Annotated in this window: 17 protein-coding genes, 1 pseudogene and 1 riboswitch; of the genes and pseudogenes, 13 read left to right on the plus strand and 5 right to left on the minus strand. The window is 67.1% G+C overall.

Annotated features, from left to right (window positions below; genetic code table 11):
• The first annotated feature begins 51 nt into the window (after positions 1-51).
• Positions 52-1,083, plus strand: a complete 1,032-nt coding sequence (locus U7114_RS08390; protein WP_157243147.1) for a ribonuclease Z — start codon at positions 52-54, stop codon at positions 1,081-1,083.
• Positions 1,080-2,555, plus strand: coding sequence for a protein adenylyltransferase SelO (locus U7114_RS08395; RefSeq protein WP_321213653.1), 1,476 nt, complete (start codon positions 1,080-1,082; stop codon positions 2,553-2,555). Before U7114_RS08390 ends, U7114_RS08395 begins: the two co-directional genes overlap by 4 nt.
• Before the next feature lie 147 nt (positions 2,556-2,702).
• Here U7114_RS08395 and U7114_RS08400 read toward each other — a convergent pair whose 3' ends face one another.
• Positions 2,703-3,527, minus strand: coding sequence for a LysM peptidoglycan-binding domain-containing protein (locus U7114_RS08400; RefSeq protein WP_323057087.1), 825 nt, complete (start codon positions 3,525-3,527; stop codon positions 2,703-2,705).
• 3 nt (positions 3,528-3,530) lie between these two features.
• Positions 3,531-3,731: riboswitch (cyclic di-AMP (ydaO/yuaA leader) on the minus strand.
• 239 nt (positions 3,732-3,970) lie between these two features.
• On the opposite strand from U7114_RS08400, the gene U7114_RS08405 reads away from it, so the two are divergent.
• From U7114_RS08405 to U7114_RS08420, 4 genes are read left to right on the plus strand one after another with little or no spacing between them, the layout of a single operon-like run.
• Positions 3,971-5,311: a lytic transglycosylase domain-containing protein gene (locus U7114_RS08405; protein WP_323057088.1), complete on the plus strand. Its 1,341-nt coding sequence runs from the start codon at positions 3,971-3,973 to the stop codon at positions 5,309-5,311.
• A 20-nt stretch (positions 5,312-5,331) separates the two neighbouring features.
• Entirely contained in the window at positions 5,332-5,691 is a 360-nt protein-coding gene (locus tag U7114_RS08410) for a TraR/DksA family transcriptional regulator (protein WP_323057089.1), read from the plus strand.
• A complete protein-coding gene (locus tag U7114_RS08415) occupies positions 5,688-6,257 on the plus strand; it encodes a DNA alkylation repair protein (protein WP_323057208.1) in 570 nt (189 codons plus the stop codon). The genes U7114_RS08410 and U7114_RS08415 overlap by 4 nt, the downstream gene beginning before the upstream one ends.
• Positions 6,241-6,696: a DUF1810 domain-containing protein gene (locus U7114_RS08420; protein ID WP_323057090.1), complete on the plus strand. Its 456-nt coding sequence runs from the start codon at positions 6,241-6,243 to the stop codon at positions 6,694-6,696. Before U7114_RS08415 ends, U7114_RS08420 begins: the two co-directional genes overlap by 17 nt.
• 74 nt (positions 6,697-6,770) lie before the next feature.
• Here the strand turns inward: U7114_RS08420 and U7114_RS08425 are convergent.
• Positions 6,771-7,276: pseudogene (locus tag U7114_RS08425) on the minus strand (metallophosphoesterase family protein).
• A 131-nt stretch (positions 7,277-7,407) separates the two neighbouring features.
• Here U7114_RS08425 and U7114_RS08430 point away from each other — a divergent pair.
• The gene (locus tag U7114_RS08430) at positions 7,408-7,605 is read left to right on the plus strand and encodes a DUF1918 domain-containing protein (protein WP_104999751.1); all 198 of its coding nucleotides are present in this window, start codon (positions 7,408-7,410) and stop codon (positions 7,603-7,605) included.
• A gap of 55 nt (positions 7,606-7,660) precedes the next feature.
• Positions 7,661-8,164, plus strand: a complete 504-nt coding sequence (locus U7114_RS08435; RefSeq protein ID WP_157242038.1) for an NUDIX domain-containing protein — start codon at positions 7,661-7,663, stop codon at positions 8,162-8,164.
• Here U7114_RS08435 and U7114_RS08440 read toward each other — a convergent pair.
• Complete coding sequence (locus U7114_RS08440; protein ID WP_157242039.1) at positions 8,161-8,838, minus strand: endonuclease/exonuclease/phosphatase family protein; 678 nt, start codon at positions 8,836-8,838, stop codon at positions 8,161-8,163. The genes U7114_RS08435 and U7114_RS08440 overlap by 4 nt on opposite strands.
• A gap of 185 nt (positions 8,839-9,023) precedes the next feature.
• Here U7114_RS08440 and U7114_RS08445 point away from each other — a divergent pair, with 185 nt between their 5' ends.
• From U7114_RS08445 to U7114_RS08455, 3 genes are all read left to right on the plus strand, one after another.
• Positions 9,024-9,827, plus strand: a complete 804-nt coding sequence (locus U7114_RS08445; RefSeq protein WP_157242040.1) for a thioesterase family protein — start codon at positions 9,024-9,026, stop codon at positions 9,825-9,827.
• 127 nt (positions 9,828-9,954) lie between these two features.
• Entirely contained in the window at positions 9,955-10,497 is a 543-nt protein-coding gene (locus tag U7114_RS08450) for a PadR family transcriptional regulator (protein ID WP_157242041.1), read from the plus strand.
• 5 nt (positions 10,498-10,502) lie between these two features.
• A complete protein-coding gene (locus tag U7114_RS08455; protein WP_323057091.1) occupies positions 10,503-12,215 on the plus strand; it encodes an ABC1 kinase family protein in 1,713 nt (570 codons plus the stop codon).
• An 11-nt stretch (positions 12,216-12,226) separates the two neighbouring features.
• Here U7114_RS08455 and U7114_RS08460 read toward each other — a convergent pair whose 3' ends face one another.
• Positions 12,227-12,619: a DUF2177 family protein gene (locus tag U7114_RS08460; protein WP_157242043.1), complete on the minus strand. Its 393-nt coding sequence runs from the start codon at positions 12,617-12,619 to the stop codon at positions 12,227-12,229.
• On the opposite strand from U7114_RS08460, the gene U7114_RS08465 reads away from it, so the two are divergent.
• Positions 12,612-13,385: a biotin/lipoate A/B protein ligase family protein gene (locus U7114_RS08465; RefSeq protein WP_409339679.1), complete on the plus strand. Its 774-nt coding sequence runs from the start codon at positions 12,612-12,614 to the stop codon at positions 13,383-13,385. The genes U7114_RS08460 and U7114_RS08465 overlap by 8 nt on opposite strands.
• Positions 13,386-13,406: 21 nt before the next feature.
• Here U7114_RS08465 and U7114_RS08470 read toward each other — a convergent pair whose 3' ends face one another.
• Complete coding sequence (locus U7114_RS08470; protein ID WP_104998100.1) at positions 13,407-13,664, minus strand: mycoredoxin; 258 nt, start codon at positions 13,662-13,664, stop codon at positions 13,407-13,409.
• A gap of 139 nt (positions 13,665-13,803) precedes the next feature.
• On the opposite strand from U7114_RS08470, the gene U7114_RS08475 reads away from it, so the two are divergent.
• Complete coding sequence (locus U7114_RS08475) at positions 13,804-14,565, plus strand: SOS response-associated peptidase (RefSeq protein WP_323057092.1); 762 nt, start codon at positions 13,804-13,806, stop codon at positions 14,563-14,565.
• Positions 14,566-14,582: the final 17 nt, after the last annotated feature.

Here is a 14,582-nt window from a genome sequence, read left to right on the forward strand (position 1 = left end):
CAAAAGCAGGTCCCGGACTCCTCCGGAGCCTGCTTTTTGGCACCCACCGCCATGCGCGACCTCACCATCCTCGGTACGGCCTCCCAGGTCCCCACCCGGACCAGGAACCACAACGGCTACCTGCTCCGCTGGGACGGGGAAGGTTTCCTCTTTGACCCGGGCGAGGGCACGCAGCGCCAAATGATCCACGCGGGGATCCCGGCGAGCCAGATAACCCGCATTTGCCTCACCCACGTCCACGGAGACCATTGTTTTGGTCTGCCGGGGGTGTTGTCGCGGATGGCCCTGGACGGGGTGGCGCACCCTATCCATCTTCACTACCCGTTATCCGGGGAAGACGTGGTGCGCGCCCTCGTGTCTGTCAGTTCACCGGGAATCGACCTCAGGCTTCGCCCCCACGGCGGAAGCGGGACGGTGGCCGAAGGCCTTGACGTCCGGCCGCTGAAGCACCGCATTGAGACCTACGGCTACCGGCTGGTGGAACCGGACGGCCGCACGCTGCTGCCTGAACGCCTTGCCGCGGCAGGAATATCGGGCCCCGCGATCGGGCGCCTGCAGCATGAAGGCAGCCTTGCGGGCGTCCGCCTCGATGATGTCAGCATTCCGCGGCCCGGCCAGCGCTTCGCTTTCGTAATGGACACGGCGCCCTGCGAGGGCGCCGAGGAGCTGGCCGACGGCGTCGACCTCCTCGTTGCGGAGTCCACCTTCAGCGATGACGACGGCGGGCTGGCGCGCCAGTACCGTCACCTCACCGCCGGGCAGGCAGGGGAACTGGCAGCGGGGGCAGCCGCCCGAACCCTCGTGCTGACGCACTTCTCCTCACGGTACGGCGAGGACGCCGCGCCGCTCGCGGTCCAGGCCAGGGCCCGTGCGGCGGATACTGACGTCATCGCCGCGCAGGACCTGCAACGCGTCCCCATGCCCCGGCGGCGCCGCTGGCCGGGGCATGGCGTCACGGCACCGGAACGGTCCACTGCACCTGAACGGACCGCTCTGCCAGGCCATGCCATTCCTCGAGCCGGGGAGGTCACCGATGAGCTCATCAACGGCCGGACAAGCGACGGCGATAGGGTTAACCCATGACTGCTGCAGCAGAATCAACTGTCGTCTTCGAGGGCCGCTTTGCCCGTGAACTGGCGGAGCTGGCCGTTCCGTGGCAGGCGGAGGAAGCGCCGGAGCCTGAACTCTTGGTCCTTAACGACGCGCTGGCGACCGAGCTGGGGCTGGCACCCGACTACCTGCGGACGCCGGAAGGCGTGCGCCTCCTGCTGGGCAACTACCTCCCCCCGGGTGCGACCCCCGTAGCCCAGGCGTACGCCGGGCACCAGTTCGGTGGCTACTCACCGCTGCTCGGCGACGGCCGCGCGCTGCTGCTGGGCGAAATAGTTGCCGACGGCGGGCGCTTGCGGGATGTGCACCTGAAGGGTTCCGGCCGTACACCTTTCGCCCGCGCGGGCGACGGCCGGGCCGTCATCGGCCCGATGCTGCGGGAGTACCTTGTGAGCGAGGCCATGCACGCCCTGAACATTCCCACCACGCGGGCCCTGGCCGTCGTAGCCACCGGGCGGCCGGTGCGCCGGGACACGATGCTGCCGGGCGCCGTCCTGGCCCGTGTGGCCAGCAGCCACCTCCGCGTGGGCAGCTTCCAATACGCCCGGGCCACGGAGAACATGGACCTGCTGCGCCGGCTGGCGGACCACGCCATCAGCAGGCACTATCCGGCTGCAGCCCGGTCCGAACAGCCCTACCTGGCGCTGTTTGAAGCAGTGGTCGCCGCCCAGGCGGAGCTCGTGGCCAAGTGGATGCTGGTGGGCTTCGTGCACGGGGTCATGAACACGGACAACATGACCATCTCCGGGGAAACCATCGACTACGGGCCCTGCGCATTCATGGACGCGTTTGATCCCGCCGCCGTGTATAGCTCCATCGATGTAGGCGGCCGCTATGCCTACGCGAACCAGCCCGTGGTAGCCGAGTGGAACCTGGCCCGGCTCGCTGAGGCCATGCTGCCGCTCTTCAACGAAGACCAGGAACAGGCTGTCGGCCCCGCGGTGGAGGCCCTAGGCACGTTCCGCGGCCGGTACAGTGATGCCTGGTTCGAGGGCATGAAGGCCAAGCTCGGCGTGCCTGCCGGCCCTGCGGCAGGCCCGGAACGTGACGAAGCCTCGGACCTTGTGGATGGCGTGATCGGCCTGCTGAAGGACGGACCCGTTGACTACACGCAATTCTTCCGGAACCTTGGACAGGCCGCCCGGGGCAACTCCAGGCCTGCCCGCGGCATGGTGCCGGACCTGGGGACTTTCGATGCCTGGGCCGGACGCTGGGCCGCGCTGAAGCCCGACGCCGAACTCATGGACAGCGTGAACCCCGCGTACATCCCCAGGAACCACCTGGTGGAGGAAGCACTGGCCGCTGCCACCGAGGGCGATCTTGACCCGTTTAACCGCCTCCTTGAGGTTGTCCGGTCCCCGTTCCAGGAGCGTCCGGGGCTGGAACGCTACACGGAAGGACCGCCGGAGGACTTCGGCAAATACCGGACCTTCTGCGGCACCTAGCCGTAATTCCAGCGGAGCCAAGGGAGCCCCAAGGACCCTTAAGAACGTGGAAGGGGCGGCAGCCGGTAAACCCGGCTGCCGCCCCTTCCAGCCCCTTCCACAGGGTGGGACTGCCCCGCTGCGAGCGGACTGCCCCGTCGCCGTTGGTTACGCTACGCGGACGAAGGAAGCGCCGCTCAGCCAGCTGATGGAGTGGACTTCGGTGCTGTAACCGTTCACGCCGCCGCTGACAACCTGGCCGTCGCCGGCGTAAACGCCCACGTGGCCGGCCGTGATCACGAGGTCACCGGGAGCGGGGGAACCCACAACAGTGCCGTACTGGAAGAACTGGGTGGGAGCCAGGTCGCCGACGCTCAGGCCAACGGAACGCAGGGCGTTCTCCACCATCGCGGTGCAGTCCTGGCCGACGCCCACCTGGCTGTAAGCCGAGGCGAGAATTGCTGCTCCGGTGCCCGTGCCGGTGCTGGCAGAGGCGTAGGACAAGTTCATCCCCGTGTTCGCCGGTGCCGTGGCAGCGGCGGTCTGGACGGGTGCCGGGGCGGGTGCGGCGGCCGGAGCTGCCGGGGCGTAGCCTGCACCCGGGATCTGGATCTGGTCGCCGGGGTAGATAACCGCGGAGATTGAAAGCCCGTTGGCTGCCAGGACATCGCCCAGGGCCACGCCGTAGGCGGACGAGATGGCGCCCAGCGTGTCGCCGGTTACCACCGTGTGGACGGTGCCGGCTGCCGCAGCGGGGGCTGCAACTGCTGCGGCGGAGGCCTGGACGTTAGTGGTCTCGGTGGTGTCCGGACCGGTCACGCCGGCGTGCGCCGGGGCGCCGACGCCGAAAGCAATGCCGGATGCGGCTGCCACGGCGAGTGCCGGACGGCCCAGGGTCCTGGCCTGCGACTTGGCCGAAACAGCCAGTCCTTCGAGGACGATGGAGCGGGCCGGAGTTGCGCGGTGACGGGCGGTGGTGGAAATTTTTGACACAGTTGATCGCCTCTCCCATGCCTGCGGGGTGAGCTGTCGGGTTCGGGCTGGAGATACCCGGCCGGGAGCAACTCCGAAAGGAACGGAGGCGCCAGCGACTTAACCCCAAGGCCTCTTGAGAGGCCGTGGAAACTTGGTTCCCCCGTCCCTGCCAGCTGGATAGCGATGGTTCCCGGTTCAGCGGCAGGGCTCGGCAAGCTGAGGGGAATGTCCCGTCTGGGAGGGACACCTTAAGACCATAACCCGCCCCGGCGCCGATTGTCACGTTTGGGTAACATGCGAGGTTCTCCTCTCGGTTTATGCAAACGAACCGACTCTGGGTCGCGGGCACTGCGCGCACGCTCAGGCTTTCACCGTGGAAAGTCGATGGCTTGTCTCTGCTGTATAACGATGCAGGCCCCTCATCCTTGAAGTGAAGGTTGAAGCCGGTAAGCTTCCGAACTATGTCCCGTTCCGTTCTAAATGCCCGGCACCGCCTGCCCGGGACACTGCTGGCCGCCGCCCTCGCCGGCAGCGTCTGGCTGACTCCGGCCGGCGCGGCCGAGGGCGTTCCGCCTGGTGGCTACCCCTCGTGGGAGGACGTGGAGCGGGCCAAGCTGACCGAGGCCGGCACGGAAAAAGAGATCGGTATGATCGCAGGCCTGTTGGACGGGCTGCAGGCGCAGTCGGAGGCCTTGGGCAACGCGGCGGTGGCGTCAGCCGCTGAGTCTGCAGCGGCTGATGCCGCGTTGGCAGCATCCACTGCCCGAGTGGAGTCGCTGGCGGAACAGGCCGGGACCGCCAAAGCCGAACTCATCCGCCACAGGAAGGGCATCGGAGCCCTGGCCGCCCAGTCCTACAAAACGGGCGGTACGAACATGGGGTTCTTCGTGGCCCTTGATGCGATCGGGAACAACAATGTCCACGGGCTCAACGTGGTGCATCTGGTGGGCGGCAAAACGGCGGGCCTTGTGGACAAGGCAGCCGCCGCGGGGAAAGTTACGGCTTCGCTGGCCGATCAGGAGAAAGCCGCCCGGGCCGAGCGTGAACGGCTGTCCGACGAGGCGGCGGAAAAGCTTGCGGCGGCCCGATCGGCCCAGGAAGCCATGGCACGCCAGCTTACGGAAGAACAGCAGCGCAGCCGGGAGCTGACCGAGCAGTTGGCGTCCCTGAAGGGCACGACGGCGGCGGTTGAGGGTGAATTCCGGCGTGGACAGGCGGCTCTGGCCGCTTATGAAGCAGCGCAGGAGGCGAAAAGGGCCGCGGCCGGGGAAGAGGCACGACGACGGGCTGCCGCAGCCGCCGCGGCGGCAAAGGCGCAGCCATCTGCTGCTCCCGCCCCCGTGCGTCCGGCTCCTGCCGATCCGGCACCTGAAAATCCTCCGGCCGGCAACCCTGCGCCGCCGGATCCTGCTCCGCCTGTCCCCGCTCCGGCGCCTGCCGCGCCGCCCAGCCCGCCCGCCGTCGTAATTCCCTCTGCTCCTGCGGGTGCGGTCAACGATCCTGCCGGTGCCAAAAGCTACGCCTCGGGCAGGCTGGGGGCCTATGGCTGGGGATCGGACCAGTTCCTCTGCCTTGCCCGGCTTTGGACCAAGGAATCGAACTGGCTGACAACGGCCACCAACCCGTACTCCGGTGCCTACGGCATCCCGCAGGCGCTGCCGCCGGGCAAGTATTCCAGCGCCGGCAGCGATTGGCTGACCAACTACCGGACGCAGATCGAGTGGGGCCTTGGCTATATCCGCGAACGGTACGGTTCCCCCTGCTCGGCGTGGAACCACTCCGTGGCCAGGAATTGGTACTGACACCGCGCTAGGCTTTTCCCATGCCTGATTTCGAAAGATTCCGCGTCCTCCTCGAGGAGGAGCGGAAGCGGAAGGTGGCACTGCTCCCGGCGCTCCGCGCCGACATTGCCTCGGCAAACTCTGCGCGCCAGGATTCGAACGTCGACGACGAACACGATCCTGAGGGTTCCACCATTGCCTTCGAGCTGTCCCAGGCAGCTGCCCTGCTGCAGCAAAGCACCGCCGGCCTTGACCAGGTGGAGGCCGCCCTGGCCCGGATCGCTGCCGGCACGTACGGCATCTGTTCGGTTTGTGGAGAACCTATCGCGGAGGGAAGGCTGGAGGCCAGGCCGTGGACACCGTTCTGCATCAGGCACGCAGCCGCGGGACGTGGCCGATGAACGGCGGGACCGACTGTGTGGCGGCCGCCGCGGCGTTCATCGACCGCACCCTGCAGAATGAAGGCGCCTGGTACCGGGCGGACGACGTCGAGTCCCGGCTGGGCGGGGTGCTGTCCTCCTACGGCTCTTCGGTGGGCGCCGTCCGGGGAACGGTCCGGGACGCCCTGCGGAAGTTCAAGGAGCTGGACCACGATGCCGTGCTCCAGCTGGCGTCCGGGCTGTGGGGCCAGCCGAAACCTGGCAGCAGGCCGGTTTTTGAGCGCCGCCTGGCCGCCGTGGTGCTCCTGCAGTCAAGGGCCGGCCTCCTGCTGCACTCCGACCTGACCCGGATCGAGGGCTTCCTTCGTTCCGCGGAAAGCCCCGAGTTGGTGGACCCCCTGCTGTCCGACGTAGTGTTGCCGCTATTGGCTGGACTGGCAGGACGCGACCGGCAGCGCGCAGGTGTGGTCCTTGCCAGGTGGAGCCAGGACCCGGACGCGCGGCTGCGCAGGGCTGCGGCCTGCATTGGGCAGCAGTCCGGCACTGAGGCCCCCCACAAAGGAGACAGCTATGAACGATCCCTATGACCTGAAACGCTTCGTGTCAGCCCAGGACAGCGGCGCAGGCGAGGGCGGGACCTTCGGGCAGGCCTTGGCTGAGCTTCAGCTCGGCAACAAGGCCGGCCACTGGATGTGGTTCATCTTTCCGCAGCTCGCCGGCCTTGGGCAAAGCCCTACCTCGCGGAAATACGCCATCACTTCGCTGGCCGAAGCCCGGGCGTACCTGGACCACGAGGTCCTGGGCCCGCGGCTCCTGGAGTGCGCCCTGGCGTTCACCAACCACGCCGGGCGCACTGCCGAGGAAATCCTGGGCGGCATCGATGCCAGGAAGCTGCACTCGTCCATGACCCTGTTCCTCCGCGCCGCGCCCGGCGAAACAGTGTTCAAGACCGTCCTTGCCCAGTTCTTTGACGGCCAGCCGGACGAGGCCACCGACGCCCTGCTCGCGGAGCAGGACCAGGACTGAAAAGCCAAGCACGTCTACTGTTCCGGCGCAAGCAGTACGCGGCCCCTGTCGACCCCGTCCCTTCCCGCCTCCCGTCAGCCGCGGGAAACCTCCACCAAGCGGACGTCGGCCAGCCGGCCGGCGTCCACGACGGCGGTCATGTAAGTGCAGGCCGGCTGCCGGCGGCGGTCGGTGGGTGAACCCGGGTTCAGCAGGCGCAGGCCGCGCGGGGTGGTGGTGTCCCACGGGATGTGGCTATGCCCGAAGACCAGGACGTCCGCCTCCGGGTACAGCGCTTCGCAGCGGCCTCACGTCCCTTTGCCTGGCCGGTTTCGTGGACCATCGCAAAGTTGACTCCCTCGAGCGTGGCCGTGGCAACTTCCGGCAACCGTCGGCGCAGCTGCGGCCCGTCATTGTTTCCGTAGACGCCCAGCAGCGAGCGGCTCCGCTGTTCAAACTCCGCCAAGAGGGACGCGTCAACCCAGTCCCCGGCGTGCAACACCATGTCGGCGCTTTCGACGGCGGACCACAGCTGTGCGGGGAGCGCCCGGGCGCGCTTCGGGACATGGGTATCGGCAACCAGCACAAGATGCAGCGGCATGGTCAAAATCCTGCCATGGCACGGCTCTTTCCCCACCTCGCCGCCATGCACTCCATTTCCCTCCGCACTTTCTCCTTCGCCCTTTCCCCGCCGGGTAGGCAGTCGTACTCTTGGGCTGGGAGGTGATTGCCATGGAGGCAACGCAAGGCGACCGCATCATCGTCCATGGAAGGACCGTTGGGGCCACAGACCGGCACGGGGTGATCCTGGAGGTGCGGGGCCAGGGCGGGACGCCGCCCTACCTCGTCCGCTTTGATGACGGACACGAAACCATCATGTACCCCGGCGGTGATTTCGCCGTCGAACGCGGCCACGCGAACCAGGCCTGACTGACATCCGGCACGGCAGGTGCACCCCGTCCACGGCACCTGTCAGACTGGAACGATGGATCACTTTTCGGTTTCCACTGCGTCCTCAGCCCCGCCCGTCCGCACCGGTCCCCGGGACCCGGGCGACGCCTGGGTCGAAGGGGACCGCGGCCGCTACTGGGGGCGGTTCGGTGCAGCCGGAGTGCTGGCGTACGATCCGGACAAAGGCGTGCTGCTGCAGCACCGGGCTGTCTGGAGCCACAACGGGGGGACGTGGGGCCTGCCCGGAGGGGCGCTCCATCATGGCGAGGAGCCCGTCACAGGCGCGCTCCGGGAAGCCTTCGAGGAAGCTGCCGTACCCGCCGGCAATGTCGACCTTCTCTTCACGTCCTTCTTTGACGTGGGTTATTGGTCCTACACCACGGTGGTGGTGCTGGTCAGGGAGCCCTTTGATCCGGTGATCAGTGATCCCGAAAGCCTCGAACTGCGGTGGGTGCCGGTGGCCGATGTGGACTGCCTCGAACTGCACCCGGGCTTCGGGGCATCGTGGCCCGGCCTGCGTGAACGGCTTGGGGCCTAGTAGTCCGGACCGTATTCGGCGGTGACCAGGATCGGGAGGTGGTCCGAGTTCCCGCGTGGAAGCGTTTCGACGCTTTCGATGTCGAGGCCCAGTGACGTTGCAAAATCGAAGTGGCCCTTGAATACCTTGTACCGGGTGTAGGTGCGCCTGTTGCTGAGCGACAGGGCATAGCCGGAGTTCTTCATGTGCAGGTCCAGGTTCTTCGTGAAGAACGGATAGTTGAAGTCGCCCACCATCAGGGTCATCAGGCCTTTGCCCATGCTGAGCAGCTCGGCATGGGCGGCGTGGATCTGCTTCCGCCGCAGCGAGTTCGAAGCCGTGAGGGGCGCGGCGTGGAAGGAGCCGATGACCAGCTCATGCTGCGTCTCGTTGTCCATCACCCGGGTGCCGATCAGCCGCTCATGGGCCGGGGCCAGGACCCGGTCGTGCATTGACTTCTTGAGCGCGAAGGACTGGGTGTCCAGGGCAGTGAAGCGGCTCATCCGGTAATAGATGGCCAGCCCCAGCCGGTTGCCCTTGGTGGCATCCGCCAGGTGCAGCGGCCCCAGCGTCTCGGGGAGGTCACTGGAATCCACCTCCTGGAGGCAGAGCGCATCAATGTCATGGTTCCGCGCCAGGGCGAGGAGTTCACCGCTCGCCTTGTGTTTGCGGAGGTTGTAGCTGATGACACGCATGGAACACCTCTTCCGAGGGTTGCTGACAGGACCAGTTTCCGAGTCTAGTCGGATCAATCCTGTCCGGCTCCAACATTTCGCCGCGTCCGGCCAAGTCTCCCTCGGCAGACCGCCTCTGCCGCCCGTCCGGGGGACGGCGGATAGAGTTAAGGCCAATTCACTGAGTATCACCGGAGGGGCGCGCTTTGACCGCAGACTTGCCTGAACTGGCCGCAGGAAGCTTCTACTACCTGAACCTGGGCGGGGGACGATTCCGTTCCACCATCCATGCCCAGGGTGCCTGGAACGTGCACGAGCAGCACATGGCGCCCGCGTCAGGCCTGATGGCGGACAGCCTGGAACGGCATGAGCCGCGGGCGGACATGCGGATGGCGCGGATCAGCTACGAGATCCTGGGGCTCATCCCGGGCGGCGCCTTCCATATCGAAACCACCACCCTCCGGCCGGGGAAGACCATCGAACTCCTCCAGGCGGAACTGGTGGCCGGCGGGCGGACTGCCATTCGCGCCACCGCCTGGCGGCTGGTCACCAGCGATACCACCGAAGTGGCGGCCATCGAAGACAACCCGATTCCCGGACCGGAGGACTGCAAGCCATACGACGGCGCGTCCGTCTGGCCGGGCGGCTACATCCGCTCCCTTGAAATGAGGGTGGCGGAAGGGCACCGGCCGGGCGCCGGAAAGGTCTGGCTCAGGACAGACCACCCCCTGACGGACCGTGGCGACAGCGGCGACCTTGCCCGGCTCATGGGGCTCGTGGACACCGCCAACGGTATTGCGGCCCGGGTCCCCCCGGGCAAGGACAGTTATGCCTTCCCCAACCTGGACCTCCAGATCCACATGTACCGCCGCCCCGAGGGGGAATGGCTGGGCCTGGACAATGCTGTGTCGTTCGGCGGAGACGGGATTGGCCTGACATCCACCGTGCTGCACGACCTCCAGGGTCCGTTCGGGCGTGCCGAGCAGATTCTCACCATCCGCAGAACCTGACATTGCGCGCGGATTTCGGCCGCAGAGGCCGAAGCCGCGCGCTCATGAAATCTCCCCTGCCCCTAGCTCCGAGCCTGTGTCGTTGAGTATCGTTGTATATCGTTCAGGATTCACAAGGGAGAACATCATGCGTGGTTCATATCAATCCGGCGGATTCGGCGGGACCAACATCGATGGCATGTGGCAGGCCGTCGAGGAACTGCGTTCCCGGTTCGAAAAGCGCGCAGGAACCCGCGCCGGCAAAGGCGAGGTCCGCGCCGCCGTGCTGGCCCTCCTGGCGGAGCGGCCCATGCACGGCTACCAGATCATCCGCGAAATCGAGGAGCGCAGCAACGGCAGCTGGAAGCCAAGCGCCGGCTCGGTCTACCCCACGCTGCAGCTGCTCGCGGACGAGGGGACCATCCGCGCGGAAGAGTCCAACAGCCGCAAGATCTATTCGCTGACAGAGGCCGGCCGTGAGGAAGTGGCCAACGACCATGCCGCGGCGGCCCCCTGGGAATCAGCGGGTTCCCAGGCCGGCGGGTTTACGGCCCTGCCCAAGGCCGGTGTGGAATTGGCACAGGCTGCAGCCCAGGTTGGCCGCACGGGTTCACCGGAGCAGGTGCGGCAGGCCGTGGCAGTGCTCGATGAGGCGCGGCGCCGGATCTATTCGATCCTCGCCCAGGACTGACGCGGGTGGCGTTCGTCCGCCGGGACCGCCCCGCCCCGGTACCCGGCGCCGGAGGCACCCGCGCCCGCTACCGCCGCATCCTTCGCTTTGCCGCGTGGAACCTGGCTGTGACGTGGTGGTTTGAGCTCTTCCTCCCGCGGATCGGGCTTGCCCGCATCGCCGGGCGGACACGTTCGAAGAGAATGCAGGGCTTCGCCCGGAACTTCCACCTGATGGCAGTGGAACTGGGCGGCCTGATGATCAAGGTGGGGCAGTTCCTGTCCTCCAGGCTCGACGTCCTTCCGCCCGAGATCACCAGGGAGCTTGAGGGGCTGCAGGACGAAGTCCCTCCGGTTCCGTTTCCCGCGATCCGCGCCCTTGCGGAGAAGGAACTGGGCGCCCGGCTTGAGCAGGTGTTCGCCTTCGTCGAGGAGGTGCCGGTCGCGGCCGCCTCGCTGGGCCAGGCGCACCGTGCCCGCCTCCTGCCCGCCGACGCCGCCGACACCGGGCTCAGCAACGTGGTCCTGAAGGTGCAGCGTCCGGGCATTGACGGGATTGTCGACGTCGACCTGGCGGCCCTGCGCAAGGTGGGAGGGTGGCTCAGCCGCATCCGCCTGGTTTCCAGCCGTGCGGACGTCCCGGCGCTGGTCGAGGAGTTCGCGCAGACGAGTTTCGAGGAGATCGACTACCTGCACGAGGCGGCAAACGCCGAGCGCTTCGAGGCCGCGTTTGCAGCTGATGACAGGGTCGGCGTGCCGCGCGTCGCGTGGGAGCGGACCACCCGGCGCGTCCTTACCCTTGAAGATGTCACGGCCATCAAGATCACGGAGGCCGGAGCCCTTCGCGCCGCCGGCATCGATCCGGCCGAAGTGGCCCCGGTGTTCGCGTCCGTTATGTTCGACCAGTTGTTCACCACCGGCTTCTTCCACGCGGATCCGCACCCGGGCAACATCTTCGTCACTCCTGTTTCTGCCGGCTCGGGGGGACATCCGTGGAAACTGACGTTCATCGACTTCGGCATGATGGGCGAGGTCACCGACTCCACGCGCAGCGGGCTGAGGAAGCTGCTGATTGCGGCCGCCGCGCGTGACGGCAAGGGGCTGGTGGCGGCGATCAACGACGTCGGCGTGCTGGCGCCGTCGGCGGACATCATGGAGCTGGAAAGGGCCATGACGCACCTCTTCGCCCGCTTCGGCGGGATGGGGTTTGCCGAGCTTCGTGAAGTGGATCCCAAGGAGTTCCGCGATTTCGGCGTGGAATTCGGTGACGTTATCCGCTCTTTGCCGTTCCAGTTCCCGGAGAACTTCCTGCTGATCATCCGGGCGATGTCACTGACGTCCGGTGTCTGCAGCTCGCTTGATGAACGCTTCAACCTGTGGGACTCGGTGGAACCGTATGCGGCCCGGCTGTTGCGGGACGAGCGCGGCAACCTCGTACAGGACGTGGTCCAGCAGGCCCTCGACGCCGCGGCGATCGCCCTGCGCCTGCCCAAACGCCTGGAAGCACTGGCCGGCCGCCTCGAGGAGGGGTCGCTTGCGGTGGCTAATCCCCGCATTGAGCGGCAGCTCGCCCGGCTGGACCGCAGGGCCCGGCGGTCGGCGTCGGCCCTTGTTTTTGCGGCCCTGCTCATTGCCGGCGCCGTGGTGCGGGCAGACGACCTTGTCCTGGGCAGCGTCCTCATGGCCGGGTCCGTGGTCCCGCTGCTGCACGGGCTGTGGGCGGGCCGCCGCGGTCCGTGACCGCCTCAGCGTCAGGCGCGTCCCTGGAATACAAGCCAGCCGGCAACCGTGGACAGCCCCGTGAGTACGGCGCCCCACAGCATGTCCACCACGATCAGCTGCAGCGGCCACACCTTCAGGGTGGCGGCATTGGTGAGGTCGTAGGTGGCGTAGGCGAAGGCGCCCAATGCCGCGCCGTAACCCAGGGCAGTGAGCCAGCTGCCGCCGTCGAGGGCAGGCCGGAGGGCGAAAAACACAATCCCGGCGATGTAAATGACATAGAAGGCGACGGCGTAACCTAGGTGTGGTTTATCCGCCAGCAGCTCGCCGATGTGGCTGCGGTAAAAGGGATTCATCAGCTTGAGCCAGACGGCGTCAATCGCCGCGAAGGCGGCGGCGACCACCAGGAACTGCAATATGACCATAGGGGAGCATAGCAACATGTACGACGACGGCCCGGGGCCCCGCACGCTAACCGTTGTGCGGCAGGAAAAGTCGCTGGGCGCGGGCCGTGACCTGGAGCTCGGCCTGGAACTCCTGGCACGGGTGAAGAAGGGGGACATTGGCCCCACGCTCCGGCTTTACCGGCCTGCGCCCACCGTTGCCTTCGGCCAGCGTGACACCCGGTTGCCGGGCTTTGAGGCGGCTGCCCGGGCGTGCAGGGCCAACGGCTTCGAGCCCCTGGTCCGCCGGGCAGGGGGGCGGGCGGCCGCCTACCACGAGGGGACCCTGGTGGTGGACCACCTTCAACCGGACGCCGACGCCATCGCAGGCTCCAAAACCAGGTTCGGTTACTTTGGGGAGCTGTTTGCCGAGGTACTGCGCAGCGTCGGCGTTCAGGCGGCCGTGGGCGAGATTCCGGGCGAATACTGCCCCGGCGAGTTCAGCGTGCACGGAACCGACCCGGCTGACGGCGGCCACCAGGTGAAGCTGGTTGGCACGGCGCAACGCGTAGTGGCCGGCGGCTGGCTCTTCAGTTCCGTCATTGTGGTGGAAAACTCTGCGCCCATCCGCAAAGTGCTGACCGACAGCTATGCCGCCCTGGGGCTGGACTGGAACCCCGCCACGGCAGGTGCGGTCGAAGACCTGGTCCCTGGCGTGGACGTTGCCGCGGTGGAAAATGCCTTGCTTGCCGCCTACGCGGGCCATGCCGTCCTGAAGGCCGCTTCCTTCAGCAGCCTGGGGGCATGACCCGCGCGATGGCGTTAGCGCCTAGGCTGCGAGGCGGGTCTTGACCTCGGCTGCGGACGGATTCGTGGCCGCGGTGCCGTCCGGGAAGAGGACGGTGGGTACCGTGCGGTTGCCCCCGTTAAGCTGCTCCACGAGTTCGGCAGTGCCTTCCACTTCCTCGATGTTGATCTCGGTGTAGCCGATGCCCTGGGCATCCAGCTGCTTCTTCAGCCGATTGCAGTAGCCGCACCAGGTAGTGGAAAACATGGTGATGGTGCCGGAGTCGGGAGTGAAGTCCACGGAGCTCTCCTCTGTGTCGTTGACGGTTTCGTTCCTGACAACGGTAACGCGGCGGTGCCTATTCCCGGCCAACAGAGGCCGCAGGCCGTTCATATGTCCTTCGGATGACACCATCTGGCGCCGGTGGCATGCTGGAGCCATGTGTGGACGCTATGTCATGGCCCGTGCCGTGGGGGACCTCCTGGCCGAGTTCGACGCCGAGCTGGAGGACGAGGTGAACATTCCTCCGTCGTGGAATGTCGCCCCGACGGACGACGTTCCCATCGTCCTTGAACGCCTGGTGGATGACGGGCCGGCTGCCAGGCAGGTGCGCCAGCTCCATGTTGCCCGGTGGGGGCTGGTCCCGTCCTGGGCCAAGGACCCGGGCATCGGCTCGCGGATGATCAACGCACGCAGTGAGTCCGTGCTTGAGAAGCCGGCGTTCCGCAAGGCCGCCAGGTCGCGCCGCTGTGCGGTCCCGGCAGATGGATACTACGAATGGAAGCAGGGGCCGGGAAAGTCGAAGCAGCCGTACTATGTCCATCCGGACGGGGGTAAGGGCCTGGTCTTCGCAGGGCTCTATGAGTGGTGGAAGGATCCCGCGTGGCCGGCGGGGGAGCCGGGCGGCTGGATGCTCTCCACGGCCATCCTGACCACTGACACCCCGCCGCCGGGCAGCGAGTCAACGGTGTTTGGAAAACTGACGGCCTTGCATGACCGCGTGCCGCTGCCGATGGACAAAGCCACGATGCGGGCATGGCTCGACCCAGCCGCGGACGACGCCGCCGGCCTGGTGGACCTGGTGCGGGCGGGGGTCAAGGACGTGGCGGCGGACTGGCGCGTGGACTCTGTGGGAAAAGAAGTCGGCAACGTCCGGAACAACGGGCCGGAACTCATCCGGCCCGTGGAGGCCCTCTTCTAGCAGTCCGTCGCGGACCC

It is taken from the genome of Pseudarthrobacter sp. C1 (genome assembly GCF_034720455.1).
GTDB lineage: Bacteria > Actinomycetota > Actinomycetes > Actinomycetales > Micrococcaceae > Arthrobacter.

What these genes read in the sequence shown, in the direction of transcription:
- U7114_RS08390 (WP_157243147.1), top strand. Translation starts at nt 52, where the DNA reads ATGCGCGACCTCACCATCCTCGGTACGGCCTCCCAGGTCCCCACCCGG.
- U7114_RS08395 (WP_321213653.1), top strand. Translation starts at nt 1,080, where the DNA reads ATGACTGCTGCAGCAGAATCAACTGTCGTCTTCGAGGGCCGCTTTGCC.
- U7114_RS08405 (WP_323057088.1), top strand. Translation starts at nt 3,971, where the DNA reads ATGTCCCGTTCCGTTCTAAATGCCCGGCACCGCCTGCCCGGGACACTG.
- U7114_RS08410 (WP_323057089.1), top strand. Translation starts at nt 5,332, where the DNA reads ATGCCTGATTTCGAAAGATTCCGCGTCCTCCTCGAGGAGGAGCGGAAG.
- U7114_RS08415 (WP_323057208.1), top strand. Translation starts at nt 5,688, where the DNA reads ATGAACGGCGGGACCGACTGTGTGGCGGCCGCCGCGGCGTTCATCGAC.
- U7114_RS08420 (WP_323057090.1), top strand. Translation starts at nt 6,241, where the DNA reads ATGAACGATCCCTATGACCTGAAACGCTTCGTGTCAGCCCAGGACAGC.
- U7114_RS08430 (WP_104999751.1), top strand. Translation starts at nt 7,408, where the DNA reads ATGGAGGCAACGCAAGGCGACCGCATCATCGTCCATGGAAGGACCGTT.
- U7114_RS08435 (WP_157242038.1), top strand. Translation starts at nt 7,661, where the DNA reads ATGGATCACTTTTCGGTTTCCACTGCGTCCTCAGCCCCGCCCGTCCGC.
- U7114_RS08440 (WP_157242039.1), bottom strand. Translation starts at nt 8,838, where the DNA reads ATGCGTGTCATCAGCTACAACCTCCGCAAACACAAGGCGAGCGGTGAA.
- U7114_RS08450 (WP_157242041.1), top strand. Translation starts at nt 9,955, where the DNA reads ATGCGTGGTTCATATCAATCCGGCGGATTCGGCGGGACCAACATCGAT.
- U7114_RS08465 (WP_409339679.1), top strand. Translation starts at nt 12,612, where the DNA reads ATGACCATAGGGGAGCATAGCAACATGTACGACGACGGCCCGGGGCCC.
- U7114_RS08460 (WP_157242043.1), bottom strand. Translation starts at nt 12,619, where the DNA reads ATGGTCATATTGCAGTTCCTGGTGGTCGCCGCCGCCTTCGCGGCGATT.
- U7114_RS08475 (WP_323057092.1), top strand. Translation starts at nt 13,804, where the DNA reads ATGTGTGGACGCTATGTCATGGCCCGTGCCGTGGGGGACCTCCTGGCC.